Source organism: Rhizobium sp. 'Codium 1', from assembly GCF_020889605.1.
GTDB classification, from domain to species: Bacteria; Pseudomonadota; Alphaproteobacteria; order Rhizobiales; family Rhizobiaceae; genus Allorhizobium; species Allorhizobium algae.
In genome coordinates this window covers 143,183-168,996 of sequence record NZ_JAJGPW010000001.1, presented here as the reverse complement: position 1 = coordinate 168,996, position 25,814 = coordinate 143,183, and the positions used below count along the sequence as shown (strand labels likewise).

The 25,814-nt window shown below is 62.3% G+C and carries 26 protein-coding genes; 14 read left to right on the top strand and 12 right to left on the bottom strand.

Annotation, left to right across the window (positions count from 1 at the left end):
* Positions 1–108 precede the first annotated feature (108 nt).
* On the top strand, positions 109–2,427 hold the full coding sequence (locus tag LJE98_RS00800; RefSeq protein ID WP_229572832.1) for a Tex family protein: 2,319 nt from the start codon (positions 109–111) through the stop codon (positions 2,425–2,427).
* A 65-nt stretch (positions 2,428–2,492) separates the two neighbouring features.
* Here LJE98_RS00800 and LJE98_RS00795 read toward each other — a convergent pair whose 3' ends face one another.
* Together LJE98_RS00795 and LJE98_RS00790 are read right to left on the bottom strand one after the other, a co-directional pair.
* Complete coding sequence (locus tag LJE98_RS00795; protein WP_229573860.1) at positions 2,493–2,813, bottom strand: TraR/DksA family transcriptional regulator; 321 nt, start codon at positions 2,811–2,813, stop codon at positions 2,493–2,495.
* 25 nt (positions 2,814–2,838) lie between these two features.
* A complete protein-coding gene (locus tag LJE98_RS00790; RefSeq protein WP_229572831.1) occupies positions 2,839–3,249 on the bottom strand; it encodes a universal stress protein in 411 nt (136 codons plus the stop codon).
* Positions 3,250–3,459: 210 nt separating this feature from the next.
* Between LJE98_RS00790 and LJE98_RS00785 the strand changes: the two genes are divergently transcribed.
* The 6 genes from LJE98_RS00785 to LJE98_RS00760 all read left to right on the top strand — a co-directional run bounded on the left by LJE98_RS00785 (position 3,460) and on the right by LJE98_RS00760 (position 8,419).
* The gene (locus LJE98_RS00785) at positions 3,460–4,341 is read left to right on the top strand and encodes a VOC family protein (protein ID WP_229572830.1); all 882 of its coding nucleotides are present in this window, start codon (positions 3,460–3,462) and stop codon (positions 4,339–4,341) included.
* A 147-nt stretch (positions 4,342–4,488) separates the two neighbouring features.
* A complete protein-coding gene (locus LJE98_RS00780) occupies positions 4,489–5,565 on the top strand; it encodes an AI-2E family transporter (RefSeq protein WP_229572829.1) in 1,077 nt (358 codons plus the stop codon).
* Between the two features lie 63 nt (positions 5,566–5,628).
* Entirely contained in the window at positions 5,629–6,504 is an 876-nt protein-coding gene (locus LJE98_RS00775; protein WP_229572828.1) for a metallophosphoesterase, read from the top strand.
* A gap of 164 nt (positions 6,505–6,668) precedes the next feature.
* Entirely contained in the window at positions 6,669–7,112 is a 444-nt protein-coding gene (locus LJE98_RS00770; RefSeq protein ID WP_229572827.1) for a c-type cytochrome, read from the top strand.
* Positions 7,113–7,201: 89 nt separating this feature from the next.
* Positions 7,202–8,119: a cytochrome c gene (locus LJE98_RS00765; protein WP_229572826.1), complete on the top strand. Its 918-nt coding sequence runs from the start codon at positions 7,202–7,204 to the stop codon at positions 8,117–8,119.
* Positions 8,120–8,194: 75 nt separating this feature from the next.
* Positions 8,195–8,419, top strand: a complete 225-nt coding sequence (locus LJE98_RS00760; protein ID WP_229572825.1) for a hypothetical protein — start codon at positions 8,195–8,197, stop codon at positions 8,417–8,419.
* A 10-nt stretch (positions 8,420–8,429) separates the two neighbouring features.
* Here LJE98_RS00760 and LJE98_RS00755 read toward each other — a convergent pair whose 3' ends face one another.
* The 3 genes from LJE98_RS00755 to LJE98_RS00745 all read right to left on the bottom strand — a co-directional run bounded on the left by LJE98_RS00755 (position 8,430) and on the right by LJE98_RS00745 (position 10,255).
* Complete coding sequence (locus tag LJE98_RS00755; RefSeq protein ID WP_229572824.1) at positions 8,430–9,005, bottom strand: DJ-1/PfpI family protein; 576 nt, start codon at positions 9,003–9,005, stop codon at positions 8,430–8,432.
* A gap of 32 nt (positions 9,006–9,037) precedes the next feature.
* On the bottom strand, positions 9,038–9,529 hold the full coding sequence (locus tag LJE98_RS00750) for a GNAT family N-acetyltransferase (protein WP_229572823.1): 492 nt from the start codon (positions 9,527–9,529) through the stop codon (positions 9,038–9,040).
* Positions 9,530–9,841: 312 nt separating this feature from the next.
* Positions 9,842–10,255 carry a MerR family transcriptional regulator gene (locus LJE98_RS00745; RefSeq protein WP_229572822.1) on the bottom strand — a complete coding sequence of 138 codons (414 nt, stop codon included), beginning with the start codon at positions 10,253–10,255 and terminating at the stop codon, positions 9,842–9,844.
* Positions 10,256–10,335: 80 nt separating this feature from the next.
* Here LJE98_RS00745 and LJE98_RS00740 point away from each other — a divergent pair, with 80 nt between their 5' ends.
* Complete coding sequence (locus LJE98_RS00740; protein ID WP_229572821.1) at positions 10,336–11,049, top strand: cation transporter; 714 nt, start codon at positions 10,336–10,338, stop codon at positions 11,047–11,049.
* A gap of 71 nt (positions 11,050–11,120) precedes the next feature.
* On the opposite strand, the gene LJE98_RS00735 is transcribed toward LJE98_RS00740, so the two are convergent.
* The 3 genes from LJE98_RS00735 to LJE98_RS00725 form a co-directional block, all read right to left on the bottom strand.
* Complete coding sequence (locus LJE98_RS00735; protein ID WP_229572820.1) at positions 11,121–11,438, bottom strand: hypothetical protein; 318 nt, start codon at positions 11,436–11,438, stop codon at positions 11,121–11,123.
* Positions 11,439–11,659: 221 nt separating this feature from the next.
* Positions 11,660–13,768, bottom strand: coding sequence for a S9 family peptidase (locus LJE98_RS00730; protein WP_229572819.1), 2,109 nt, complete (start codon positions 13,766–13,768; stop codon positions 11,660–11,662).
* A gap of 102 nt (positions 13,769–13,870) precedes the next feature.
* A complete protein-coding gene (locus tag LJE98_RS00725; protein ID WP_229572818.1) occupies positions 13,871–14,758 on the bottom strand; it encodes a branched-chain amino acid aminotransferase in 888 nt (295 codons plus the stop codon).
* Positions 14,759–15,058: 300 nt separating this feature from the next.
* Here LJE98_RS00725 and LJE98_RS00720 point away from each other — a divergent pair, with 300 nt between their 5' ends.
* Both LJE98_RS00720 and ubiA read left to right on the top strand, forming a co-directional pair.
* Positions 15,059–15,856, top strand: coding sequence for a MipA/OmpV family protein (locus LJE98_RS00720; RefSeq protein ID WP_229572817.1), 798 nt, complete (start codon positions 15,059–15,061; stop codon positions 15,854–15,856).
* Positions 15,857–15,937: 81 nt separating this feature from the next.
* Positions 15,938–16,891 (top strand): 4-hydroxybenzoate octaprenyltransferase, encoded by a 954-nt coding sequence (gene ubiA, locus LJE98_RS00715; protein ID WP_229572816.1) that lies wholly within the window; start codon positions 15,938–15,940, stop codon positions 16,889–16,891.
* Positions 16,892–17,023: 132 nt separating this feature from the next.
* On the opposite strand, the gene LJE98_RS00710 is transcribed toward ubiA, so the two are convergent.
* Positions 17,024–17,590, bottom strand: coding sequence for a DUF6101 family protein (locus tag LJE98_RS00710; protein WP_229573859.1), 567 nt, complete (start codon positions 17,588–17,590; stop codon positions 17,024–17,026).
* 350 nt (positions 17,591–17,940) lie between these two features.
* Between LJE98_RS00710 and LJE98_RS00705 the strand changes: the two genes are divergently transcribed.
* From LJE98_RS00705 to modC, 4 genes are all read left to right on the top strand, one after another.
* Entirely contained in the window at positions 17,941–20,124 is a 2,184-nt protein-coding gene (locus LJE98_RS00705; RefSeq protein ID WP_229572815.1) for a DUF1217 domain-containing protein, read from the top strand.
* A gap of 89 nt (positions 20,125–20,213) precedes the next feature.
* Positions 20,214–21,008, top strand: a complete 795-nt coding sequence (modA, locus tag LJE98_RS00700; RefSeq protein WP_229572814.1) for a molybdate ABC transporter substrate-binding protein — start codon at positions 20,214–20,216, stop codon at positions 21,006–21,008.
* 25 nt (positions 21,009–21,033) lie between these two features.
* Positions 21,034–21,735, top strand: a complete 702-nt coding sequence (gene modB / locus LJE98_RS00695) for a molybdate ABC transporter permease subunit (protein WP_229572813.1) — start codon at positions 21,034–21,036, stop codon at positions 21,733–21,735.
* A complete protein-coding gene (modC, locus tag LJE98_RS00690) occupies positions 21,732–22,820 on the top strand; it encodes a molybdenum ABC transporter ATP-binding protein (RefSeq protein WP_229573858.1) in 1,089 nt (362 codons plus the stop codon). The genes modB and modC overlap by 4 nt, the downstream gene beginning before the upstream one ends.
* Positions 22,821–22,836: 16 nt before the next feature.
* On the opposite strand, the gene LJE98_RS00685 is transcribed toward modC, so the two are convergent.
* The 3 genes from LJE98_RS00685 to LJE98_RS00675 are packed head-to-tail and all read right to left on the bottom strand — an operon-like array spanning position 22,837 to position 25,659.
* Positions 22,837–23,223: a winged helix-turn-helix domain-containing protein gene (locus tag LJE98_RS00685; protein ID WP_229572812.1), complete on the bottom strand. Its 387-nt coding sequence runs from the start codon at positions 23,221–23,223 to the stop codon at positions 22,837–22,839.
* Positions 23,224–23,227: 4 nt separating this feature from the next.
* Complete coding sequence (locus LJE98_RS00680; protein WP_229572811.1) at positions 23,228–24,655, bottom strand: FAD-binding oxidoreductase; 1,428 nt, start codon at positions 24,653–24,655, stop codon at positions 23,228–23,230.
* A gap of 5 nt (positions 24,656–24,660) precedes the next feature.
* Positions 24,661–25,659, bottom strand: coding sequence for an L-threonylcarbamoyladenylate synthase (locus LJE98_RS00675; RefSeq protein WP_229572810.1), 999 nt, complete (start codon positions 25,657–25,659; stop codon positions 24,661–24,663).
* Positions 25,660–25,814: the final 155 nt, after the last annotated feature.

The following is a 25,814-nucleotide window of genomic DNA, read 5'->3' as shown; positions in this document are numbered from 1 at the left end:
AAAGTGTCCCACGGTTTTGCGATGAGAACCCGCGACAGAACAAAGATGCTAAGCGTATGAATCGTTGGCTTGCCAGCGAATGTCTGCTCAGCACAAGACGGATGACCCATGGCCGACGACATCAGATCCATTGCCGCCCTCATCGCCAACGAAATCAAAGCGAGGCCTGACCAGGTGATATCAGCCGTCGGCCTGCTCGATGAAGGCGCAACTGTGCCCTTCATCGCCCGCTACCGCAAGGAAGTGACCGGCGGCCTCGATGATACCCAGCTGCGCAATCTGGCTGAACGGCTGATCTACCTGCGCGAGCTTGCCGCCCGCCGCAAGTCGATCTTCGAAAGCATCGACGGCCAGGGCAAGATGACCGACGATCTCGCCCGCAAGATCGCGGCCGTCACCACCAAGGCCGAACTCGAAGACCTCTATCTGCCCTACAAGCCCAAGCGCCGCACCCGCGCCGAAATCGCCCGCGAAAAGGGGCTTCAACCGCTCGCCGATGCGATCCTCGCCGACCGCACATGCGATCCGCACAAGCTGGCCGAGGCCTATATCACTGCCGAAGTCGCCGATGTGAAGGCAGCCCTTGAGGGCGCACGCGACATCGTCGCCGAACAGATCTCCGAAAACGCCGATCTCATCGGCCGGCTGCGCAACGACATGAAGGATCGCGCGATCCTCTATTCCAAGCTCGTCGACGGCAAGGCCGAGGCCGGCGCCAAGTTCTCGGACTATTTCGACCATTTTGAACGCTGGGCAACCGTACCTGGCCACCGGGCGCTCGCCATGCTGCGCGGCTGGAACGAGGAGTTTCTCTCGCTCTCGATCGAGGTCGATCGTGACGATACATCCCCGATCAAGACCAGCCAGCGCATGATCGCTGCCGCCTACCAGGTCGCGGGCAAGGGCCCCGCCGACCAATGGCTGCTGGACGTCGCCGGCTGGACCTGGCGGGTGAAGCTTTCCGTGTCGCTCTCGCTCGACCTGATGCGCGATTTGCGCGAGCGCGCCGAGGAAGAGGCGATCCACGTCTTTGCCCGCAATCTCAAGGACCTGTTGCTGGCGGCTCCGGCCGGCTCCCGTGCCACCATGGGCCTGGATCCGGGCATCCGCACGGGCGTCAAGGTCGCCATCGTCGATGGCACGGGCAAGGTGCTGGAAACGACGACAGTGTACCCTTTCCCGCCGAAGAACGACATCAGGGGCACCCAGGCCGAACTCGCCTCGCTGATCCGCAAGCACAACATCGAACTGATCTCGATCGGCAACGGCACCGGCAGCCGCGAGACGGAAAAGCTGGTGGCCGACATGCTGGCGCAATTTCCGTCGACCGCGCCGAAACCCACCAAGGTCATCGTCTCTGAAGCCGGCGCCTCGGTCTATTCGGCGTCGGAAACGGCCGCCAAGGAGTTCCCCAATCTCGACGTCTCCCTGCGCGGCGCTGTCTCCATTGCCCGCCGCCTGCAGGATCCGCTCGCCGAACTCGTCAAGATCGAGCCGAAGTCGATTGGCGTCGGCCAGTATCAGCACGATGTCGATCAGGGCCGCCTCGGCCGCTCGCTCGATGCCGTCGTCGAAGATGCGGTGAATGCCGTTGGCGTTGACGTGAATACGGCCTCTGCCCCGCTTCTTGCTCGCGTCTCCGGTCTTGGCAAGACGACGGCCGAGGCCATCGTCGCCCATCGCGATGAGACCGGCCCTTTCGGCAGCCGCAAGGACCTCTTGAAAGTGCCGCGCCTCGGCGCCCGCACCTTCGAGCAATGCGCCGGCTTCCTGCGCATCCCCAATGGCAAGGAGCCGCTCGACGCCTCCTCGGTCCACCCGGAAGCCTACGGCGTGGCAAAGAAGATCGTCGCCGCCTGCGGCCGCGACCTGCGCTCGCTCATGGGCGACAGCGCCACCCTGAAGAGCCTCGACCCCAAGCGTTTCATCGACGAGCAGTTCGGCCTGCCGACAGTGAAGGACATTCTCGCTGAACTGGAAAAGCCCGGCCGCGACCCGCGCCCGAGCTTCAAGACCGCGACCTTTGCCGAAGGTGTGGACGAGATCACCGACCTCAAGATCGGCATGACGCTCGAAGGCACCGTCACCAATGTTGCCGCCTTCGGCGCCTTCGTCGATATCGGCGTGCATCAGGATGGTCTTGTCCACGTCTCCCAGCTCGCCGATCGTTTCGTCAAGGATCCGCATGAGGTGGTGAAGGCTGGCGATGTCGTGAAGGTCCGCGTCGTCGAGGTCGACGTGAAACGCAAGCGCATCGCGCTCACCATGCGAAAAGATGGTGGCGAGGCTCAAGCGCCATCGATGCGCGGTGACGCGCGTGGAAACGCAAACGCCATGAAGCACGCGAACGCCCGCCCGACGAAGCCGGAGCAGCCCGCAATCGGCGGTCTGGGCGCAGCACTCGCAGAAGCGATGCGCAAGAAGTAGCGCCCAAATAGAAACAGGCCGGAGCTCATCACTCCGGCCTGCCCATCGCCCCCGAAAAGCGCCTCTCAATGGGAGGCTGCGCAGTCCTTGCAAAATGGCGTATGCGGGACCGCATTCAGTCTTTCGATCGAAATCGGCTCATCGCATGTGACGCACTGACCATAACGCCCCTTGGCGATCCGGTCCAGAGCGGCGTCGATCGCCCGCAATTCCTCCTCGCCCACCTGGCCGAATTCTTCCAGCACTTCGTCGTTTTCAGCCTCGGTCGCGCGCTCGGCGCTATCGGCACTTTTCAGCGTGCCAAGGTCCGTGTCGATCTTCTCCAGACGCCGCTCGATCTCGGCCTTGCGCGCGAGCAGGACGCGTTCGAAATGGGCAGTGTCCATGGGTTGTGTGGGGTTCTGCATGATCTCACCTGTCGACCAGGACGGAAATCTTCGAATGGCGCACCACGCGGTCGGCGGTGGCGCCGATGAAGTAGTTGGAGAAATCGGGCACATGCGAGCCAACGATGATCAGGTCCGCCTTGTGCTCCTCGGCTGTGGCCAGGATCTCGCGGGCCGGCGCACCGGAGCGGATCTCGATTTGTGCCGTCACTTCGGTCTTCTTCTTGAGCTCGGCCAGCTTTGCTTTGGCATCATTGATCGCGCCTTCGATCAGATCGACGGGAACGTCGATGGCGAGATAGCCCGGAATGTCCTCGATGATGGTCAGCAGCACAATCTCACCGCCTGTATCCAGCAGGGACTTGGCCTTGGCCAGGATCCGCTCCCCGATGTCGATGGCAGCCGGATCGACCGGAACGATGATCTTTTTGTACATCTTGCTCTCCTTTGTCACCCAAGGGTGCTTCCTCTTGTGAGCAGAGAATGCGTCTCGGCGGCGAAATGCGCATTGATCAAGATCAACTTTGAGATGCGATCCATCGTCAAGCTTTATCGAACGATCCATCGCCTGATTGCTGTCTTTTGTGAACGACAAAGGTGCGCCATATCATGTGCATGCGCCACACAGGCAGAAGGAGAATATCCGTTGTCCGCAGGAACCAGCAAACCCGAATCCTTTGCCTTGAGCCGTCCCGTCCATGTCGGGCGCGCCCATCTCGTCGTTCGAGATCTTGAAACCATGGCGCGTTTCTACAGTGAGGCGCTGGGCCTCAAGCCTCTTGAGCAGAGCGCCAGTGGTATCGAGCTCGGAGCAGGCGAGCGCCATCTGTTGACGCTCACGACACGCAGTGATGCAGCTCGCGCACCGCGCAATGCGGCGGGCCTCTTTCACAATGCCTTCCTCATGCCGGATCGAGCCGAACTCGCTCATTGGGTCGCCCATGCGGCGCATCTCGGCCTCCAATTCGATGGAGCGAGCGACCACCTGGTCAGTGAGGCGATCTACCTGTCCGACCCTGAGGGCAACGGCATCGAGGTCTATCGCGACCGCAGCCCTGACGAATGGACCTACCACGCCGATGGTACCGTCGAGATGGACACGCGCCGCCTCGACCTGCAGGCACTGTATGACAGCGCCACGAAGACGCCTTGGGCCGGCATGTCACCCGAGGCTGCCCTCGGCCATATCCACCTGCAGGTCGGTAATATGCCCGAGGCGGACCGTTTTTACGAGGGTGTGCTCGGCCTGAAAAAGATGGCGAGCTATCCGGGTGCCAGTTTCTTTTCCTCCGGAAGCTATCACCACCATGTCGCCGCCAATGTCTGGAACAGCCGCAATGCGCCGGCCCGCACTGGCGCTATGACCGGTCTGCAGGGCTATGCGCTTGCCTTCAATGATCGTGAGACCCTCGACAAGGTCCTGACAACGCTCGAAGGTCTTGAGATCGTGGTTGAACGAAGCGCCGAAGGCTATCGCCTGACCGATCCCTGGGGCATCGGCATTACCCTGGTGGCCAGCGAGGTCTGATCCTGAGGGGGGGCGGCTGCACCTCCTTGTACGCTGTTTCCCCGGTGGAACGGAAACTGTTCCCGAGCGTTGAGAGGCATCTCGAAGGGGGAACAACGCCATGATGAAGTCACACCGGCCCTGCAGGCCTGCATCGGAGAGATGCCGGTGAACATCGAGATCGCTGATCGTCATAAGTCGCTTGGCAAGGTCCGTTTCCAGAAGACGGGCCTCGACTATGCTGTGTCCTGGAGCGTCATTGGCCTGTTTGGGATCTTCACGCTGGTCGCGCTGCATCTCGCCTCATTCGTGCTCATTCCGCTGACAATGGCGATCGTTGTCGGTCTCATTCTCGGGCTCGCCGCCGACCGCCTCGGCAGACTTGGTTCGCCACCGATGCTGACCGCGATTATCCTCTCCAGTCTTTTCATGGTCATCCTCGGGTTTCTCGTCAGCATAATCTGGTCGCCGATCAGCATGCTCATCGAAACCGGCCCTGACATGGTCAATCGGGCCATCGAATACCTGCAGCAGGTCTCTTGGCTTAAGGAGCCCATGCGGGTGCTTTCGCGCGGCCCCGATTCGACGGAAGCCGTGCTGGAAAACTCCGGCGCCATTCTGTCCACCGTGGCGACGGGCGTGACGCCGGCGCTGATCCAGATCTTCATCTTCATCGCCAGCCTTCTCCTGTTTCTGTCCTCGCGCGTGGGGCTGCGCCGTGCGCTCATCCGCACGTTTTCCCACCGCGATCGCCGACTGAAGGCCATCCGCATGCTGAACGAAGTCGAAGAAGCGCTCGGCTACTACTTCGCAACTGCCGTTATCGTCTATGGCTTGTTCGGTGTGGTGGCCGGCCTCGTCGCCTGGGTCGGTGGTCTGGGCAATCCGGCGCTCTGGGGCGTGGCCGCCTTCCTCCTGAGCTTCATCCCCTTCCTCGGCATTGCCATGGTGACCGCTGCCATGGCCGTCAGTGGACTTTTGGTGCACGATACGCTGCTGATGGGCCTGTTGCCCGCACTGGTTTTCTTCACGCTCAACGGACTTATGGAAAACCTCCTCATACCGGCCGTGATGGGCAAGCGTCTGGAAATGAACGCTTTCATGCTCTTCATCGCGATTGTTTTCTGGACCTGGCTCTGGGGCGCCGTCGGCGCGATGCTCGCCGTTCCGCTCACCCTCATCTGTATGACGGTCTATGCCGGATTGATGCCCCCGGCGAAGAGGCAGCCTAACCTGCCGGGCTGAGTGTCATCCGGTCGTCATGGGCCATCCGTATGGCTCCGCTCCAAACAATGAGCGGTGCAACCCATGACGACTGACACTCCCCGCCTGAAGCTTGGCATCATTGCCGATCCCCAATATGCCGACCTCGATCCGAACACCCGGTTGAACCGCCATTTTCGCCACTCGCTGGCCAAGCTGCGCGAGGCGGTCACCCGTTTCAATACACAGGACTTGGATGCCGTGGTGGTGCTGGGCGATCTCATCGATCGTGATTGGGAAAGCCTGGCGCCGGTCCTCGAAATCCTCGACACACTCGACGCACCGCGCATCCTCTTGCCGGGCAATCACGACTTTCTGGTCGAGCCCGACCGCCTGGCCGATGTTCATGCCGCGCTTGGCATGCCGGCGCCCTATCACGAGGTCAGGCTCAAAGGTCTGCGCCTGCTCGTCACCGACGGCAACGAGATCTCCTTGTTTGCGCCGCCCGTAGGGGACAGGAAACGTTTGGAGGCCGAGCAGCGTCTGGCGGCGATGAAGGCGAGGGACATGGCGAACGCCAACACCTGGAACGCCGGGATTTCCGACCTGCAGGCAGGCTGGATCGCCGAGCGGCTTGCAGCGGCGGAGCAAGCCGGAGAAAAAGTGATCCTGCTCGGGCACTATCCGATCTACCCGCCGACAGATCATGTCCTGTGGGGAGCCGAGGACCTGACGGATATGGTCACGGCGTCTCCTGCGGCGATCGCTTATCTCTGCGGTCACGATCACCGCGGCAATTGTGCCGAACGTGACGATGTCCACTTCATCAACTTCTGCGGCATGGTAGACACGGAACAGGACAATGCCTTTGCGATCCTGTCACTTTTCGACGATCGCATCGAGATCGAAGGCCATGGTCGGGAACCCAGCCGGCGCCTTCCTCTGGCACCAGCGAAGGCCTTGAAAAACCATCATTCCTGACAGGCTGACAGTGCCCTGTCCGAAATTCGTCATGAATATCCGAAAGTTGCTCCGAGCGCCCCACATCACTCCTTTGTGACTTCATTCATATGTTGCGAGACGGCAAACATGCCTTGCCCGCTAACGATTGCCGGCTCGCCGGCTGAACTCTTGGAGAAAATCGGATGAAGTTGAAAGTCGTTCTGTCCGCCGTGACGGCAATCTGTCTTGGCGTGTCCGCAGCGATTGCTGCGGGCGAACCGCAGGTCGTCCGTCAGGACGAGATGAAGAAGGTCGGAGGCGCCTTGGGTGTCCTCGGCGCCATCACCAAGGGAGAGAAGCCCTATGATGCGGCAGCCGTGACGGCTGCGCTCACGACGCTGGTCGAGGTCAGCAAGACCTTCCCGGATCATTTCCCCGCCGGCAGCGAAACCGGGATGGATTCCGAGGCCGCACCGGCGATCTGGCAGAACATGGACGACTTCAAGGCCAAGTCCGCCAAGCTCACTGCCGCTGCAGAGGCTCAGCTCGCGAGCCTCCCGGCCGATCAGGCAGCCGTTGGCGCTGCCATGAAGGCCATCAGCGGAACCTGTGGCGATTGCCACCAGACCTATCGTCTGAAGAAGTAGGATCTTGACGGCAGGCGATCTCCGGCCGAGCCGGAGCGCTTGCCGCTTTGCGCCTTGCCGTGCGCGGCAGTGAGACGATGGAGACTGAGATGGTATCGACATGGATTAAGGGATTGGGCACGATCGCTGCGCTCGGCGCAGCCGGTCTTGGCGCCTTCCTGGTCGTCACGGCGCCCGATCGCCAGGCCCCGTCGGTGTGGTCCAATCTCGGGGAACCGGATCTCGCCCACGGCCGCGAGGTCTTCTTCGCCGGCGGCTGCACGAGCTGTCATGCCCCGGCAGGCGCCGCGGGAGATGCACGACTGGTGCTGTCAGGCGGCGCGCCCCTGAAGAGCGATTTTGGCACCTTCCACGCCCCCAACATCTCCAGCCATCCGCAAGCCGGCATCGGCGCCTGGACGCTTGCCGAATTCGGCGATGCGATGACCCGCGGCGTCGGGCGCGGGGGCGAACACCTCTATCCGTCCTTCCCCTATAGCTCCTACGCTCGCATGACGCCCAAGGACATCAACGACCTCTACGGCTTCATGAAGACGCTGCCGACGAGTGACGCCGTTGCACCGGCTCATGAGCTGGGTTTCCCTTTCAACCAGCGTTTGGTTCTCGGCGGCTGGAAGTTCCTTTATCTCACCGATGCGCCCAGGCTCGAGCTGGCCGATGCCTCCGACATGGTGAAACGGGGCCAGTATCTCGTCGAAGGACCCGGCCATTGCGGCGAATGCCACACGCCGCGCAACGCGCTGGGTGGCTTCGAGAGCGGCCGCTGGCTGGCAGGTGGCCCGAATCCGGAAGGCGAGGGCAGCATACCCAACATCACGCCGGGCTCGAAGAGCATGGGTTCCTGGAGTGAAGGCGACATCGTTGCCTATCTCGAGTCCGGCTTCACGCCGGACTATGACAGTGTCGGCGGCTCCATGGTCGAGGTGCAGAAGAACATGGCCGAACTGGCAGCGGCCGATCGCGAGGCAATTGCCGCCTATCTGAAGGCCGTGCCCGCCGTTGAGTGAGAGTGCAGGTCCAGTTCAGCATCGCGCAAGCCTTGGCTGTCATCTTCCTGTCGTCCAGAGGACTTCGGAGGGGACATGAGCATAGAACGCCGGCGGATGGAGTATGCGCTCCAGTCCCTGCTCGACAATTATCCCGATCCGGCTTTGCACCGCTGGGTGCACGAGACTGTCGGCGCCTTCGAGAAACGGCTTTCCGCCATCGTCGATCCGCGTGAGCGCGATCATGCGCAGCAGGCGGCCCTCATTTTGATCAAGACGACCCTGCAGAAATGGTCGGAAAATCCGCCCGTCAGGCACTGAGGCGAAAACGTCAGGCCGGCCGACGATGCTCGGCGGCAAATTCTGCCAGTTCTTGTTCGGCCTCCGGGCCATAGAGGCCGAGCGCTTTCAGCACTTCGATCGTGAACGTATCCGGTGCCGAACCCGCAGCCGTGACAATCTTGCCGTCGCGCACCGCTTGCGGCTGATCCAGATAGCGAGCCTCGCCCCGATAGCCTGCTTGTTTCTTGTGGGAGGCGAGCGAATTTCCGGTATGCGCGACATCGTCCAGCACGCCCGTAGCCGCCAGCGCGCTCGCGGCCGCACAGATGCCGCCCAGCACCTTGCCGTGGTCGCGAAAACCCGTCGCCAGCGCGGTAAAGTCAAATGCCGTACCCTGTTCCCAGGCATAGCCACCGGGAATGATCAGCGCGTCGAAACTCTCGGCATTGATCGCGTCGAAACCGATATCCGTCGCCACCTTCAGGCCGCCCATGGAAATCACCGGTTGTCCGTCCGGACTCGCGGTCACGACCTCGCAGTTAAGCCAGTAGCGCGTGGCCGCCATCAACAATGCGGGTTCCCAGTCGGCGTAGTCGTTCTGTAGGGCAATCACGATGCGGGACATGTCGCTCTCCTCGGGGTGCCAGATCCGTGTGCTCAGCTCAGCGCCTGATGGTAGCGCATGCCAGTGACCGGTCGCGGAATGAAATCCATGTTTTCGTAGAAACGATGTGCGGCGAAATTGCCGGTAGCGGCGGACACCGAGAGGAAGTTGCAGCCCGAGGCGCGGGCGATCTGCTTGGCGCGATCGACGAGATGCTGCCCGATGCCGTTGCCACGTTGGCCGTCGCGCACGAAGAGATGGTGCAGTTCCATGCCGCGCTTGCCTTCCTGCGCCTTGTAGAGTGGCACCAGGATCGCGTAGCCGATCAGGCCTTCTTCGCCGCTGTCGGCAACCAGCGCCTGGATCCAGGGCATGGGCCCGAACAGGTCGCGTTCCAGCGCCTCCGGCGTCATCGCCGAAGCATCGCCGAGATGCGCGGAGAGGGCCGCGATCATCGTGTTGAGTTCGGGCAGGTCGCGCGGCTTGGCATGGCGGATGGCCACGATCGGCGGGCGGGGGAGCGTAAGGTCTGTATCTTCGGTCATGTCACTTTCCCTTGGTCTCATTTCGTGCCGTCAGGGGGAAAGTCGTCCGGAAAACAACAAGGCCGCCTGACGGCGGCCTGTTGACAATGTGATCTTGCCAGGCCGCCGGTTACCGGTAGGCCCAAAAATACGTGCAGCAGATGGTTGCGCGGATGTCGATCATGGCGCGTTTGATGCGCCAGTTTGGATCTGTTGTCAACGGGGTCCGTGAAGCAACGAACTGCATTCGGGAATCCGCGGGCAGGATCCTTTTAAGGCCTTGTCCCGGAGCATCAGCCGATACATCGAACCCGCCTGCAATGTCATGATCCATCAATGTTCATGGTCGCACAGCCCGTGATCGGACAGGGCCCGGATTACATAGCAATCGCCGATCGTGTGGCAGCCGTCATGCGAGACGATGCGGGCGAGCTCCGCCTCCAGCTTCTTCAGCCGTGCGATCTTCTCACGCACCTCGTCGAGCTGTTCCTGAGCGATGCGGTCCGCGCGGTCGCAAGGCTCTTCCGGATGTCGGCTGAGTGTCAGAAGCTCCTTGATCGCTTCGATGGGAAAACCGAGGTCGCGGGCATGGCGAATGAAGGTCAGCCGGTCGAGGTCGCCCTTCTCATAGCGCCGCTGGTTCCCTTCTGTGCGGTCCGGCGCCGAGATCAGCCCCATCTGTTCGTAATAGCGAATGGTTGGTACCTTGACCCCGGCCCGCCGCGACAGGTCTCCGATCGAAAACATGAAAAAACCTCTTGAACCTCTAGTCACTAGAGATCCTAAGGTCGATCCGTGACCACATCAAGACCTGAAGGATGATAGATATGAGTGCTGCCTGCGGCCATGACCACGCCCCTTTCGACGGCATGTCCGAGACCTACAAACGCCGGCTCTGGATGGTGATCGCCATCAATGCCGCCATGTTCGCCGTCGAGATGACGGCGGGCCAGCTTGCCCGTTCCCAGGCGCTGCAGGCCGATGCGCTGGATTTCTTCGCCGACGCCGTGACCTACGGTATATCGCTGGCCGTCATCGGGGCGTCGTTGAAGACCCGCAGCCTGGCCGCCGCGGGCAAGGGCCTCAGCCTGTTCCTCATGGGTCTTTGGGTCTTCGGCTCCACCGTTTGGCAGGTGTTTCAGGGCGGCGTTCCCGAGGCCCCGGTCATGGGCCTCATCGGCTTCCTGGCGCTCGCCGCCAATGTTGCGAGCGTCCTGCTTCTCATGTCCTACAAGGACGGTGACGCAAATGTCCGCTCCGTCTGGCTCTGCTCGCGCAATGATGCGATCGGCAATGTCATTGTCATGATCGCGGCCGTCGGCGTCTGGGGCACGGCCACTGCCTGGCCGGACCTGATCGTCGCCGGCATCATGGCTGGCCTCTTCCTCAACTCCGCGATCCAGATTCTTTCGCAGAGTTTTCGCGAGTGGCGGGCGGGCGAGCCGGTCACCCTGACCTCGTCTTGCTGCAGTTCGGGCGGAGCCGAACATCGGCACGACCATGATGGGCATGCCGACGCTCACGACCACCGCCACACGTGAGAAGAGCCCGACAAACGCAAGAAGGCCGGCCTGGCTTCATGCCGGCCGGCCTTCTTGACCACATCGTCAGATCAGAATTCCTGATAGGCCGAAGGGGGTATCTCGTATTCCCGATACGCAGCCTCAACCGCCTGGACGCGGGAGGCCTCTTCGAAGCGGTTGCGGTTCTGGTTGGCGCCGACCTCGACGGCGGCCCTGCGTGCGCCTTCCACTGTCCAGAGCGCTGACGCAAGCTGGTTCGACAGGAGCGTGCTCGAAAATGTGCTGGCGCCACTGGCGCGTGGGGCAATCGTGCTTGCCGTTTCCGGTGCAGCATCCTGCGCGCCGGCTGTGCTTGGCACGTGGCGACTTTGATAGGAATAGCCACTCAGGCCGCTTTCGATCCTCATGGCGGACACCTCGGTTGAAGAATTAACCTTTTGTTAACTTTTCAACCTTGCGCGAAGCTTGCGTCCCGCATCGCAGCATTGAGATTGGCCCTTGCGAAAGCCCGCAAGTGAAAGTACGCGCACCGAATCATGGCCTACGGTTGTTGCTGTTTCAGGCATTGCCGAAACAATGCCCAAAACACACCCGTTATTGCTTGCAGAATGTGATGGGCGTCACCGCCTCACATCTTTCCCGCCACCTTGATCGCATAGGCATATTCGAATGCGATCTCTTCGAGCCGCTGGAAGCGTCCCGATTTCCCGCCATGGCCGGCGGCCATGTTGGTCTTCAAAAGGAACGGGCCGGCGTCGGGGGCGCTATCGCGCAGTTTGGCGATCCACTTGGTCGGCTCCCAATAGGTCACGCGCGGGTCGGTGAGACCAGAAAGCGCGATGATCGGCGGATAGGCCTTCTTCTCCACATTGTCGTAGGGGCTATAGGCCGCGATCCAGCGATACTCCTCTTCCGACTCGATCGGATTGCCCCATTCCGGCCATTCCGGCGGGGTGAGCGGCAGGGTATCGTCGAGCATGGTGTTGAGCACGTCGACAAAGGGAACGGCGGCGATGATGCCGGCGAATTTCTCCGGCGCCATATTGGCGACGGCCCCCATCAGCATGCCGCCCGCTGACCCGCCCTCGGCAATGATCCGGTCGAACGAGGTGAAGTTCTCCTTCACCAGATGGTCGGCGGCCGCGATGAAGTCCCTGAAGGTATTGACCTTCTTTTCCATCTTGCCGTCTTCGTACCAGGAAAAGCCCTTGTCCTTGCCGCCGCGGATATGCGCGATCGCATAGACGAAGCCGCGATCGGCGAGCGACAGGCAGTTGGTGTTGAAGCCAGCGGGAATGGCAATGCCATAGGCGCCATAGCCATAGAGCAGGCAGGGGGCGGAGCCGTCGAGCTTGACGTCCTTCCGATAGAGTAGGGTAACCGGCACCATCTCGCCGTCATGCGCTTCGGCAAAGACCCGGCGCGTAACGTAATCTTCCGGCTTGTGGCCGGACGGCACTTCCTGCGTCTTCAGAAGCGTGCGCTCACGCGTCGCCATATTGTAGTCGAAGAGCTGGGACGGCGTCGTCATCGACGAATAGGAAAAGCGGATGACATCGGTCTCGTATTCCGCAGCTCCCTGCAGCCCGAGCGAATAGGCTTCTTCGGCAAAGGCGATCGAATGCTCTTCGCCGGAGGTGCGGTCGCGGATCATGATGACGGGCAGGCCCTCGCGGCGTTCCAGCCAGACGAGATGGCGGGCAAAGGCCATGTGATTGAGGATCAGACGGCCCGGCTCATGCGGCACCACTTCCTTCCAGTTTGCCTTGCCCGGTGCCGACACCGGTGCCTCGACGATCTTGAAGTCCTTGGCATCGTCGGCATTGGTCAGGATGTAGAAGACGTCGCCGCCTTCCGTCATCGAATACTCGACGCCTTCCTCGCGCTCGGCGACCAGCACGGGCTCGGCCGTCAGGTTCTTGGTCGAGAGCAGGCGGTATTCCGAAGTCTCGTGATCATGGATGTCGATGAAGATGAAGTCGTCGAGCAGCGAGCCGCCAACCCCCATGAAGAAGCCGGGATCCTTCTCCTCGTAGACCAGGCGATCCTCGGACTGCGGCCGTCCTACAATATGGTGGAAGACCTTGGACGGCCGATGGTTCTCGTCCTGCAGCGTGTAGAAGAAGCTCAGACCGTCCGGCGCCCAGACACCGCCGCCGGCGGTGTTCTCAAGCACGTCGTCGAGATCCTGCTTGGTCTTGAGATCACGGATGCGCAGCGTGTAATATTCCGAGCCCTTGTCGTCATAACCCCAGATGCCGAAGGCGTGGTCCGTCGTATGGTCGATGCCTGACAGGCGGAAATAATCCTTGCCGGCAGCTTCCTTGTCGCCATCGAGTAGCAGGTCGCGCAGGCTCTCATTTTTCGGGTCGCCGTCGCGGGGAATGCGGAAGTAGCGCGGCTGCTCGCCGCCGGTGACAAAGGCCGAACCATAGGCGAACGGGCCGTCCTTCATCGGAATGGAAGAATCGTCTTCCTTGATGCGTCCCTTCATCTCGGCAAAGAGCACCTTTTGCAGCTCTTTCGTGTCCGACATCGCCGCTTCCATATAGGTGTTCTCGGCGTCCAGGTATGAGCGGATCTCCGGGTCGAGGATCGAGGTATCCTTGAACATCTGCTGCCAGTTGTCGGCACGCAGCCAGGCATAATCATCCGTTCTGGTGATCCCGTGGCGGGTATCGGAGACGGGCTTCTTGGCGACGGCGGGCGGGGAGGGCAGGTTGTTGAAGACGGACAAGGGAGATCCTTCCGGGAATGGGAACATTCAGCTCAGCGAGAGATAGAGAGGCGAGGGGCCGCGATCAAGCGGCCCGGGACGGGAGGAAGGTCAGCGTTGCCCTCAGCCGTCCGTGCCGGCCGTCGACTTTGCCCAGTCCATGTAAAGCTCCAGTGCCTTGCGCGTCACCGGCCCTTCCTGCAGCTGCACGTCGTCGAGACGCGTCACCGGCACGACCTTGGAATAATTGCCGGTCTGGAAGATCTCGTCGGCATTCATGAAGTCCTCGACCGACAGCGTCGCCTCGCGCACATCGAAGCCGGCCTGACGGAGCAGGCCCATGATGCGGGCGCGGGTGATGCCGGCGAGGAAGGTGCGGTTGGCAGCCGGAGTGTAGACCACGCCGTCCCTCACCATGAAGACGTTGGAAGACGCTGTCTCCACCACATTGCCGTTCATGTCGCGCACCAGCGCATTGTCGAAGCCGCGTTTGCGGGCGTCGATGATCATGCGGCCGGAATTCGGATAGAGGCTGCCGGTCTTCGCATCCGTCATCGCGCATTCGGGCGTCGGCCGGCGGAAGGGTGAGAGCGTCAGAGACGAGGGTTTTGCCGTGTGCATCGGCGCCTCGAACAGGCAGAGCGCAAACCGGGTCGACTCCGGATCGGCCGCCACGACCGAGCCCATCTGGCCGTGTTCGGCCCAATACATCGGCTTGATGTAGATCGCCGTCCGGCCGTCGAACTTGGCGATGCCCTCCCAGGCGAGTCTTTCGATCTCTTCCGCAGCGACTGTCGCCTTCATGCCCATGTTCTCGGCCGAGCGGTTGACGCGCTGGCAGTGCAGGTCGAGATCCGGCGCAATGCCGTCGAACCAGCGCGCGCCATCGAACACCGTCGATCCCAGCCACATCGCATGCGAGACCGGTCCGATCAGTGGCGGATTGCCGGTAAACCAGTCTCCGTCAACATAGGTGAAGGTGGGAGTGCGCGCGGATGTGTCGACGGCCATGATGGTCTCCTGTTCTCGTTGCCTTGCAGCAAAGTCGCAGCCGGCAGCAAGGTCAAGGCGAAACACGTCACGGAGACGGGAATCCTCAGGCAACATGCCGTCAATGCGAAGAAAAGGCAGATTTCGTCGCGGATTCAGAAACTTGAATGATGGACCGATCAACGAAGCTGATGCGGGTGGGAGGTTCAGACCTGGGCGGTCGCACGTGGTTAAAGATCCCGTAACGGATTCCTGAAATATTGAATGAAGTTGAGATCGCGGCCTGCGGGTCAAGTGTTCTGCGTTTTCTTGGGGGTCATTATGAACAAGGTGCGTCTCGTCGCTCTTCTCGCCGCGTCCGTTGCGGTCACGTCTTCGCCGGCATGCGCTGAGGGCTTCTTCTCCGGCAACTGGTATGTGACGCTCGGCGGCGCCGGCATTTCGGCCCCGACTTTCGAAGGCGCCAAGGACAACGAGTACTTCTTTTCGCCGATCATTTCGGTTGGCCGTGGCGGGGCTCCGCGCTTTTCCTCGCGCAACGACAATCCGAGCTTTGCGATTTATGACACCGACGTGCTGCGCGCCGGCATCGTCGGCAAGTTCGTGAGGGGCCGCGATGCCGGTGACGACGCCGCCCTGCGCGGACTGTCCGACGTTGATTGGGGCGGCGAACTCGGTGGTTTCGCCGATGTCTATGTCACGGATTGGATGCGTGCCCGCGCCGAGGTTCGCCAGGGTATCCGCGCTCATGACGGACTCGTTGCCGATATCGCGGTTGATGCCTTCACCGATATCGCTCCGGGCCTGCGTGTTTCGGCCGGCCCGCGCATGACCCTGGCCACGAGCGGCTACACGCAGACCTATTATGGCGTAAACGCAGCCGAGTCCGCAGCATCTGGCCTCGCCCAGTATGATCCGGATGGCGGCCTCACCTCCTATGGTGCCGGCGGCGCGATCACCTGGGAGGCCACAGACAAGATCTCGATGAGCGCTTTCACCGAATACAAGCGCCTTGCGGGTCCCGTCGCCGATTCGAGCCTCGTCGAAGAACGAGGTTCGAAGAACCAGCTGATGTTCGGCGTATCTGCCAGCTACAAGTTCGGCGTCAGCTTCGACTGACGAAAGGCCGCAGCCGATTTTCATGGTCCCGTTAGGGCTGGGCGGTTTTCTTGAGGCCGGCCATGCTCTATCAAACAGGGCATGAACACAGCCGATCCGAACATCGATCGCGTCATCGACGCGCCCTCCGACAACTTCGTCTATCGCGTCCTGCCGCGATGGCTCTGGCCGCATGCACAGCTCGCCCGCTGGGATCGCCCGATCGGCTGGCAGCTCCTGATGTGGCCCTGCTTCTGGTCCTCGGCGCTCGCCGCAAACGCGCTCGCCGCCGAAGGCCGGCTGAATGTCCCGCTCTTCATTTTCCACCTCGTGCTTTTCTTTGTCGGCTCTGTCGCCATGCGCGGCGCCGGCTGCACCTATAACGACCTCGTCGACCACGACATCGACAACTTGGTCGCCCGCACCCGATCGCGGCCGCTGCCGTCAGGCCGCATCTCGCGCCGCAACGCCAAGATTTTCATGGTGGTGCAGTCGCTGGTCGGGCTTGGCGTGCTGCTCTGCTTCAACGGCTTCTCTATCCTGCTCGGCATCCTGTCGCTTGCCGCCGTTGCCATCTATCCCTTCGCCAAGCGCTTCACCGACTGGCCGCAACTTTTCCTCGGGCTCGCCTTTTCCTGGGGCGGCTTGATGGGGTGGGCCGGCCTGCATGGCAGTCTCTCCCTGGCGGCGGTCCTTGTCTATGTCGGCGCGGTCGCCTGGACCATCGGTTACGACACGATCTACGCCCATCAGGATCGGGAGGACGACGCGCTTGTCGGCGTTCGCTCGACGGCACGGCTGTTCGACCGCGACACCAAGATCTGGCTGATGGGCCTGTATGGTCTGACCCTTGTTCTGCTTCTCTCCGCATTCCTGTCCGCCGGCGCAGCCTTCCCGGCGATCATTGGCCTCTTCGTCGCAGCGGGCCTCTTCGCCTGGCAGATCAAGGTGCTCGACATCGACGATGGCGCCCAGTGCCTGGCGCTGTTCAAGTCGAACAGCCGCGTCGGCCTCATCATTTTTCTGGGATTGGTTGCGGCCATTCCCTTCGCCTGAGCCATTTCGAGCCGGCTCCGGTGCGGGTGAAATCTTGCACCGTTTCGGAACGATCGCGATGGATGAAGCTGCAACGCAAGAGGCCCGGAAGTTGCCTTCCGGGCCTCTTGTCTGTCCAGTCCTGGGACGAAATCAGCTTCTTGCGATGATTTCCTTTCCGGAAATCTTCATGCTTACACCCAGCTTGCCGGTGGTGCGGCGCACGAGGAATCGCGGGCGACGCTCTGCGAAATAGGAATGGCGGCGACGCGGCTGCGTTTCCCTGGTGCGCACATCGCCGAGATGGTCCTCGAGCGGACGGGCAATGCCGTCGGCTTCCACCATCAGCATGGGAATGCGGAAGGCCTCTGCCCAGCCGCGCCAGTCGGCGGCAATATCGCAGAGATCATGGGCGACGAGCAGCGGGATGCAGAGTTCCGGATCGTCGTGATGCAGTTCCAGCGTCACGGTGACTTCGCCATCGCCGTGGTCGATGGCACGCGCTGCGACGCCCTTGAAGGCGCGGGCAGGAAGGGCGAAGGAGAGCGGAAGTCCGCTGCCGGGGAGGATCTTGCGCAGGACGGCGCCGCGTTCGTCGATGGTGATCGTGACGTCGCCGAGGGCGCCGCGCAGAGCATAGGTCACTTGCTGGGGGAACCGCGAAGGATCCAGTCGCAGAGTGGCGCCGGCCCATGCTGGCTTCAAAACCGTGTTCGTCATCTTCATGCTACCCTTGTTTTACCCGAGAGCGCGTCATGTGCTCGTCTGTTGGGACTTTTCGTCCTCTGTGGGGTGAACATAGCCAGCCGCTGTTGGAGACAGCTTAAAAATCGCGGTAAAAAAAACCTTGCGGCGTCAGATGGTTAGTTTTGTCGTACCGGCTAAGGTTTCAGAATGGTGAAACTCGCCTCGGAGTGTTGCAGGGCGAAACGCTCTGGCAATGGTCCTGTCGCCAGTGCCGGAATGCCCGTTTGCCAAATCATCGCTTCTTCATGGTTTCGTAAAGCTTGAGGCAAGGATTTTGCGTCATGCTGTGATTCGCGCGCCTTCCGTTCTGTATGGGAATCCCGATGGTTTCGACCTATCTGAGCTACAACCTCGTCAATCGCGACATCAAGGCGAGCCTTGAACGCACGGTGTCCGACCCGCTCGTGGCGCGCCAGACGGAGTACTTTAAGGAGAACATCGGCAAGGTCTCTTCGGTCGAGGAGTTCCTCGACGACTACCAGCTCTATTCCTATGCAATGAAGGCCCATGGTCTGGAAGAAATGACCTATGCGAAGGCCTTCATGAAGAAGGTGCTGGACAGTGACCTTTCGGACGAGGATAGCTTCGCCAACCAGCTGACGGATGAGCGCTACCGCAATTTCGCCGCCTCCTTCCAGTTCTCGACGGAAGCGACAGATCTGCAGACGGATTCCCAGCAGGCGATTCTTCTCGAGAGATACGAGGCCTCGCTGACGGCTCAGAGCGATACGCTGGAAGCGGACGCCTTCTATTACGAGACGATGATCGACAAGATCACCAATGTCAGCGGGCTGGTCAACAACAGCCGCCTGATGACTTTCGCGCTCGATGCCTACGGCATCGATGGCACCTATTACACCAAGGATCATCTCACCCAAATCCTCACCAGCGACACGTCCGACCCGGGCAGCTACGTCAACCAGATGGTCGCCAATGGTACGGCCAATGCGGCGAGCTTCCTCAAGCTGGCCCAAGCCTTCGACTTCAACACCGATGGCACACTCTCGGGCGCGACGGCCCAGACGGCAGCCCAGAAGGAGGCCACCGTCTCGCTCTATGTCGACGAAGAGCAGATCTATGTCACCGACTACTATCGCCAGCGCGAGCGTGCCTATTACGAGCAGAAGATCTCGACCATCACCACGGTCGATGAGCTGACCGCCGACACCCGCCTGTTCACCTATGTCAGGACCGCTTTCGAGCTGGGCTCCATGAGCGCCTCGACCTTCAAGCAGATCGTGACGAGCGACACCTCCGATCCGGGCAGCTACGCTGCCACCAATGGCGGCGATGCCTGGGTTGCCATTGCCGGCAAGTTCAACTTCGCCAGCGATGGCACGGTGGACGCGGGCATGAGCGCCCAGGGATCGACGCAGCTCGCATCGACCCATTCGGGCTTTTCGACCTTCTACGACGATGCCGATGCGGAGCGTAAGGAGGCGCTGACCGAACTGTTCAAGACCAACATGGCCAAGGTCGAAAACGTCGATGACCTGCTTTCTGACACGGCCGCACGCCTCATCCTGCAGCGCACATTCGGCTTCGAGAGCAATGAATTCTCGGTGCGCGAGCTGAGACAGGCTCTGACAAGCGATTTCACCGATCCGAACAGCTATGCCAACAAGTCGAAGGATAGCCGCCTGATCGAAATGTCGAAGCTCTTCAACTTCGACAGCGAAGGCAACGCCGCCGTGCCCCTGCAGGCACATAATTCGCTGACAGCGACGATGATAGCCAAGCAGTATGTGATCAACGAGGTGCGTTTCTTGGAGGAGCCGGAAAAGACCGAGGTCCGCAAGACGGCGACCGAGAAGGCGGAAAACTACCAGGAGAAGATCCAGTCGATCGACACCGTGAGCGAATTGCTGGCGGATCGCGACGTTATCGACGTGGTCATTGGCGCCTTCGGGCTCGACCCGGCAGAGGTGACCGACGACTTCCTCAAGCAGATCTTCGCATCCGACCTGTCCAGTTCCAAGAGCTTCGTCAACCTGCAGTCCGACAGCCGCTGGGCTGAGCTCGTTGCCTCCTTCAATTTCGATGCGAGTGGCAATCTCACCCGCGAAACGATCGGCACTGTCCAGCAGCGCGGCGAGACTTTGGAAACGGTCAACAAGTACCTGCGCCAGACACTGGAAGAAACGGAAGGCGAGAGCAACGAAGCCGTGCGCGTCGCACTCTATTTCCAGCGCACCGCACCGACCATCACCGATGCCTATGGCCTTATCGCCGACGACGCGCTCATGGCGGTCTTCCGCACCACCTTTGGCTATACGGACGACTTCTCCAATATGGATGTCGACCAGCAGGCGCGCATCATCGAGGAGGACATGGAACTGGCGGATCTGCAGGATCCGGCCAAGCTGGAACGTTTCCTCCAGCGCTATGCGGCCATGTATGACACCGAATACGCCACCTATGACAGCCCGGCCCTGTCCATCCTGAGCGGAGGCACCGCCGGGATCTCGGCGGATCTCCTCTTGAGCCTGGCGCAACTCAAGGCCTGATCCCATGTCTTTCGGAAGCCCGCTGCTTGGCGGCGGGTTTCTTTTTCGCTATCGATATATCTCAATGGATACATCGCTCGGAGCATGGCATGGCCCGCCCCCTCAAGACTTCGATACTTGCGCTGCTGATGATGACGCTTTGCCTGTCGGGGGCAATCGTGAGCGGCGCACGGGCGGAGGAGCCAGTGACCGTCTTCGCCGCCGCCAGTCTGAAGGAAAGCCTCGAGGAGATCTCGGAAGCCTGGAGGTCCGACACTGGTGAAGACATACGGTTTTCGTTTGCCGCCAGTTCGGCGCTGGCCCGCCAGATCGAGAAAGGGGCACCGGCGGACATCTTCCTCTCCGCAGACCTGAGGTGGATGGATTATCTGGACGAGGCGGGCATGATCCGGACGGATACGAGAATGGATCTGCTTGGCAATCAGATTGTGCTTGTTGCGCCGCGCGATGCCACCATCACCACGAAGATCGCCCCGGATTTCCCGCTTGCCGCGCTGCTCGGAGACGGGCGCCTCGCCATGGCCAATGTCGCTGCCGTCCCCGCCGGAACCTATGGCAAGGCGGCCCTCGAAAGCCTCGGCCTATGGGATAGCCTCAAGGACAGGATTGCCCAGGCCGAAAACGTCCGCGCCGCCTTGCTGCTCGTCTCGCGCGGCGAGGCGCCTCTCGGTATCGTTTACGAGACCGATGCGAAGGTCGATCCGGGCGTCAGGATACTCGACCGCTTCCCGGAGGAGAGCCATCCCGCAATCGTCTATCCGGCCGCCCTGACGACCGATGGGCAAAACCCGCGAGCGGCCGACTTCCTGGCTTACTTGCAGGGCTCGGACGCCCGTGCCATTTTCACCGCAGCCGGTTTCACCGTGCTCGCCAAGACCAATTGAGCGCGCCTCTATCCAAATATCCGGGATGCCCCTGTTGACCCTGACGTCCGAAGAGTGGACCGCGATGCTCCTCAGCCTGAAGGTCGCGGCCGTCGCCGTGGTCTTCTCTCTGCCTCTGGGCCTGCTGGTCGCCTGGCTGCTGTCGCGCCGGGAGTTCTGGGGCAAGGCCTTGCTGAACGGCCTCGTCCACCTGCCGCTGATCCTGCCGCCCGTCGTCACCGGTTACCTGCTGCTGATCACCTTCGGCCGTCGCGGCACGGTTGGCGCCTTCCTCGACCAGGCTTTCGGCCTCGTCTTCTCCTTCCGCTGGACGGGTGCCGCGCTGGCTGCGGCCGTCATGGGGTTTCCGCTCCTCGTCCGCTCGATCCGTCTCTCGCTCGATGCCGTCGATCAACGCCTGGAAGCCGCCGCCGCCACGCTCGGCGCGCCCCCGGCTTACGTGTTCTTCACGGTCACTCTGCCGCTCATCCTGCCCGGCATCGCCGCCGGCGCCATCCTGGCCTGCGCCAAGTCCATGGGCGAATTCGGCGCGACCATCACCTTCGTCTCCAACATTCCCGGCGAAACCCAGACGCTTGCCTCGGCGATCTACGCTTATACACAGGTCCCCGGCGGCGACCTCGCCGCCATGCGTCTGACGGTGATCTCGATCGTCCTCTCCCTTGGCGCCCTGATCGCCTCCGAATTCCTCTCCAGGCGCATCGCCGCGCGCGTCGGGGCTGTCTGATGCTGGACCTCGCGATCCATCATCGTCAGGGCGATTTCACCCTTCAAGCCGACCTGACCGTAGGGCAAGGCCTGACCGCACTCTTCGGCCCGTCCGGTTCGGGCAAGACGACGTTGATCAACATCGTCGCCGGCCTCGTTCGTCCCACGCAAGGTCGCCTCCACTTCAACGGCACGACCTGGGGCGACGGCACCACGTTCCTGCCGCCGCATCGCCGCCGCATCGGCTATGTCTTCCAGGAGGGACGCCTCTTTCCGCATCAGACCGTGCTGCAGAACCTGCGCTACGGAGAGCGCCTCCTGCCGCGCGCCGAGCGGCGCGAAGATCTCGACCGCATTGCGTCCCTGCTCGGCATCACCGACCTGCTCGCCCGTCGTCCGGTCCATCTCTCGGGCGGCGAAAAACAGCGTGTGGCTCTCGGCCGCGCCCTGATGACGAGCCCGAAACTGCTTCTGATGGATGAGCCGCTGTCAGCCCTGGATGGCGCCCTGAAGGCGCAGATCCTGCCCTATATCGAGCGCATCCGCGACGATTTCGGCGTGCCCATCCTCTATGTCAGCCACTCGGTCGAAGAAGTCGCAAGGCTTGCGACGGCGGTCGTCACTTTCGACCGGGGGAGGGCGAGCGCTGTTGGTCGCCCCGACGAAGCGCTGGCTACCGTCCTGCACGCGTCCGGCGGCCTTCCGGCCGGCAACTTCATCGAGGCGGCAATCGTCGCCCATCATCCGGAAGACGGCCTGACCGAGGCGAGATCCGCCGTCGGGCCGCTTCTCCTGCGCCGGACAAGCCTCGCTCTCGGCACGCGGGTCCGCGTCTTCGTGCCGGTATCGGATATTGTCGTCGCGACGGAGCGGGTCGAGGGTCTTTCGGCGCTCAACCGACTGTCCGGGGACCTGGTCGCGATCGAAGAGGGCGCGGGCGCTGCTGTCACGCTCACCGTCGATTGCCACGGCCAGATGATTGTCGCCGAGGTCACGCGCCGGTCCCTGCGCCAGCTGGCACTGGCGCCCGGCAAGACGGTCCATCTTCTGTTCAAGACCGTGTCCATCGCCTCGGACGCCCTCTACCGGGAAGCCCGGGACTGAGCCTTCCGCACCGTCCTCAGCCTTCGTCGTCGCCCTTGCGACCCGCAGGGACGAAATCCGCGGCCTCGACGCTGGCCAGCCAATCCAGATCGCCTGCCAGCGCCTTTCGGCTTTCCGCATCCATCCGCCGGCAGGCGGCAAGCAGCGTTTCGCCGAACGAGGTCAGCCCCGCCCCGCCGCCGCTCTTGCCCCCGTGACGGGTGAAGATCGACGGCTCCCGGAACATCCGGTTGATCTCGTCGGCGAGCAGCCAGGCGCGCCGATAGGACATGCCGAGCGCGGCCCCCGCTGCCCGGATCGATCCATGGTGCTCGATCATCCCCAGAAGCTGAGCCTTGCCCGGCCCGAGCCGGGCGCCGTTGGCAAGATCGATGCGCAGTGAAAGGCGAGGGGAGCCGGTCATGGTTTCAGCTGATCACTTTGCCGGGGTTCATGATGCCCGTCGGATCGAAGGCCTGCTTGATCCGCCGCATCAGCTCCGTTTCGATCGCCGGCCGGCTCGCGGCAAGCTCGTCGCGCTTCAGCTGGCCGACGCCGTGTTCGGCCGAAATCGAGCCGGTATGCCGATGCACGACCGCATGCACCACGCCATTCACCTCGCGCCAGCGGCCAATGAATTCGGCCTTGTCGGCGCCGACAGGCTGGCTGATGTTGTAGTGAATATTGCCGTCGCCGAGATGCCCGAAGGCGCAGATCCGGGCATCCGGCATCAGCGCATGCACGGCGGCATCCGCCTCGGCCAGGAAGTCCGGGATGCGCGAGACGGGTACGGAGACGTCATGCTTGATCGATCCGCCCTCGGGGCGCTGCGCCTCAGACATGCTCTCGCGCAGGTGCCAGAAGGCGTCCTGCTGCGCGATCGAGCTGGCGATCGCCGCATCCGAGACCAGGCCGGCCTCATGCGCCTCTGCGAGCAGCTCTTGCATCATCGCCTCGGCTGTTTCCGGGGAGTCTGAGGTCGATATGTCGATAAGCGCATACCAGGGATGGATGGAGGTAAGCGGATCGCGCACGCCTGCAATATGCTTGGTGGTGAATTCCACGCCGATGCGTGGCATCAGCTCGAAGCCTGTCAGCGCCGAGCCGCAGCGCTGCGAGGCCTTCTCAAATAGGGCAAGGGCTGCCTCCGGTGAAGCGAGGCCCGCATAGGCTACCTGCCGCCCGCGCGGACGCTGCACCATCTTCAAAACGGCGCCGGTGATCACGCCAAGCGTGCCCTCCGCACCGATGAAGAGATCGCGCAGGTCGTATCCGCTATTGTCTTTCTTCAGCCGCCTGAGGCCGTCCCAGATTTCGCCAGTCGGCAGCACCACTTCGAGGCCGAGGCAAAGCTGGCGCATATTGCCATAGGCGAGCACGGCCGTGCCTCCGGCATTGGTCGCGAGATTGCCGCCGATCCGGCAGGAGCCCTCCGAACCCAGCGACAGCGGAAACAGCCGCCCATGCGCCTCCGCCGCCTTCTGCACGTCGGCAAGGATAGCGCCACCGTCGGCGACGATCACGTCGGCGACCGGATCAACTTCGCGAATGCGGTTCATCCGCTCGAGCGAGAGGAGCACATCCGCGCCGTCGTCGCGCGGAACCTGCCCGCCGACGAGCCCGGTGCGGCCGCTGACGGGCACAATCGCCGTGTCCGTCTCGGAGGCGAGTTTGAGGATTGCCGAAACCTCGGCAGTCGAGCCCGGCTTCAGCACAAGCGGCGAGGCGCCGTGATAGAGGCCGCGGTTCTCGGTGAGATAGGGTCTGATGTCCTCGGCCGAGGTCAGCGCATTGGCCTCGCCGACGATGTCGACGAAGGCACGCAAACGTTCGGCAAGGCTCATTTTCACGGTCATGTCAGTCATCCTTCCGTACCGCGAGGGGCCGCCGCCCGCATCAGCCGGTCATTGATCGCCTCGCCCAGCCCCTCGTACGGGATCGTCGCAACGGCAATGCCCGTCGCGCCGCTGGCATCCGCACGCTTCAGAAAATCGAAGAGATTGCTCGCAGCCTCGGCCAGATCGCCGCCGGGGCTGAGGTTGAGCACGGCCCTTGCTGCCGAAGAACCGGATATCTCCCCTGGCCCGAAAGCGATCAGGGCCTCGCCCGGCGCCACCCCGGTTGCATTCAGCCTTACGGAAGCATTGGGCGCGTAATGCGAGGCGAGCATGCCCGGCGCTTCGATCGCCGCCGTGCCGGAGGCCTTCAGGCGGATGACCGTCTTGCCGGTGACGGCCTCGATCGCCTCGGCCTCGATCCCGCCGGGGCGCAGCAAATGGATCTCGCCGTTTTCCACCTTGACGATGGTCGATTCCACGCCGACGGGGCAGGGGCCGCCATCGATGATGACCTCGATCTTTTGCCCGAGATCGGCTTCGACATGCTGAGCCGTCGTCGGGCTGATGCGCCCGGAGGAATTGGCGCTCGGCGCCGCGAGCGGCCGGCCCAGGCTGCGGATCAGCTCCGCGGTGAAGCCGACCGGCACCCGAATGCCCACCGTATCAAGCCCCGCCGTCGCAAGCGGATGAATGCCGGCATCCGCCTTGAGTGGCAGCACGAGCGTCAGCGGACCGGGCCAGAAGGCACTGGCCAGTGTCCGTGAGACCGGGTCGAAGACGGCATAGCGCTCGGCCATGTCGAGATCAGACATATGGCAGATCAGCGGGTTGAAGCGCGGCCGTCCCTTGGTCTCGTAGATGGAGGTGATCGCCGCCGCTGACGTGGCGTCGGCAGCGAGCCCATAGACGGTCTCCGTCGGGATGGCGACGGGCCTGTGGCGCAGAAGCACGTCCGTTGCGGCCGCAATGGCCTGCGCCTTCTCCTCGTCCGTTCCGCTTTCTATCGGGATGATCCGCGCCATTTGTCCGAGCCTTCCAGTCGCTTTTGCCCGTGCATATCCCGTGTGAAGCCAGGCGGCAAACCTCTTTTCGACGCAGCTAGCCCGCCGGTTTCACCCTGATTTTTTATGGGATGGCGAAACCGTTCAATTTTTAACCACCGATGTAACCGAAAGAA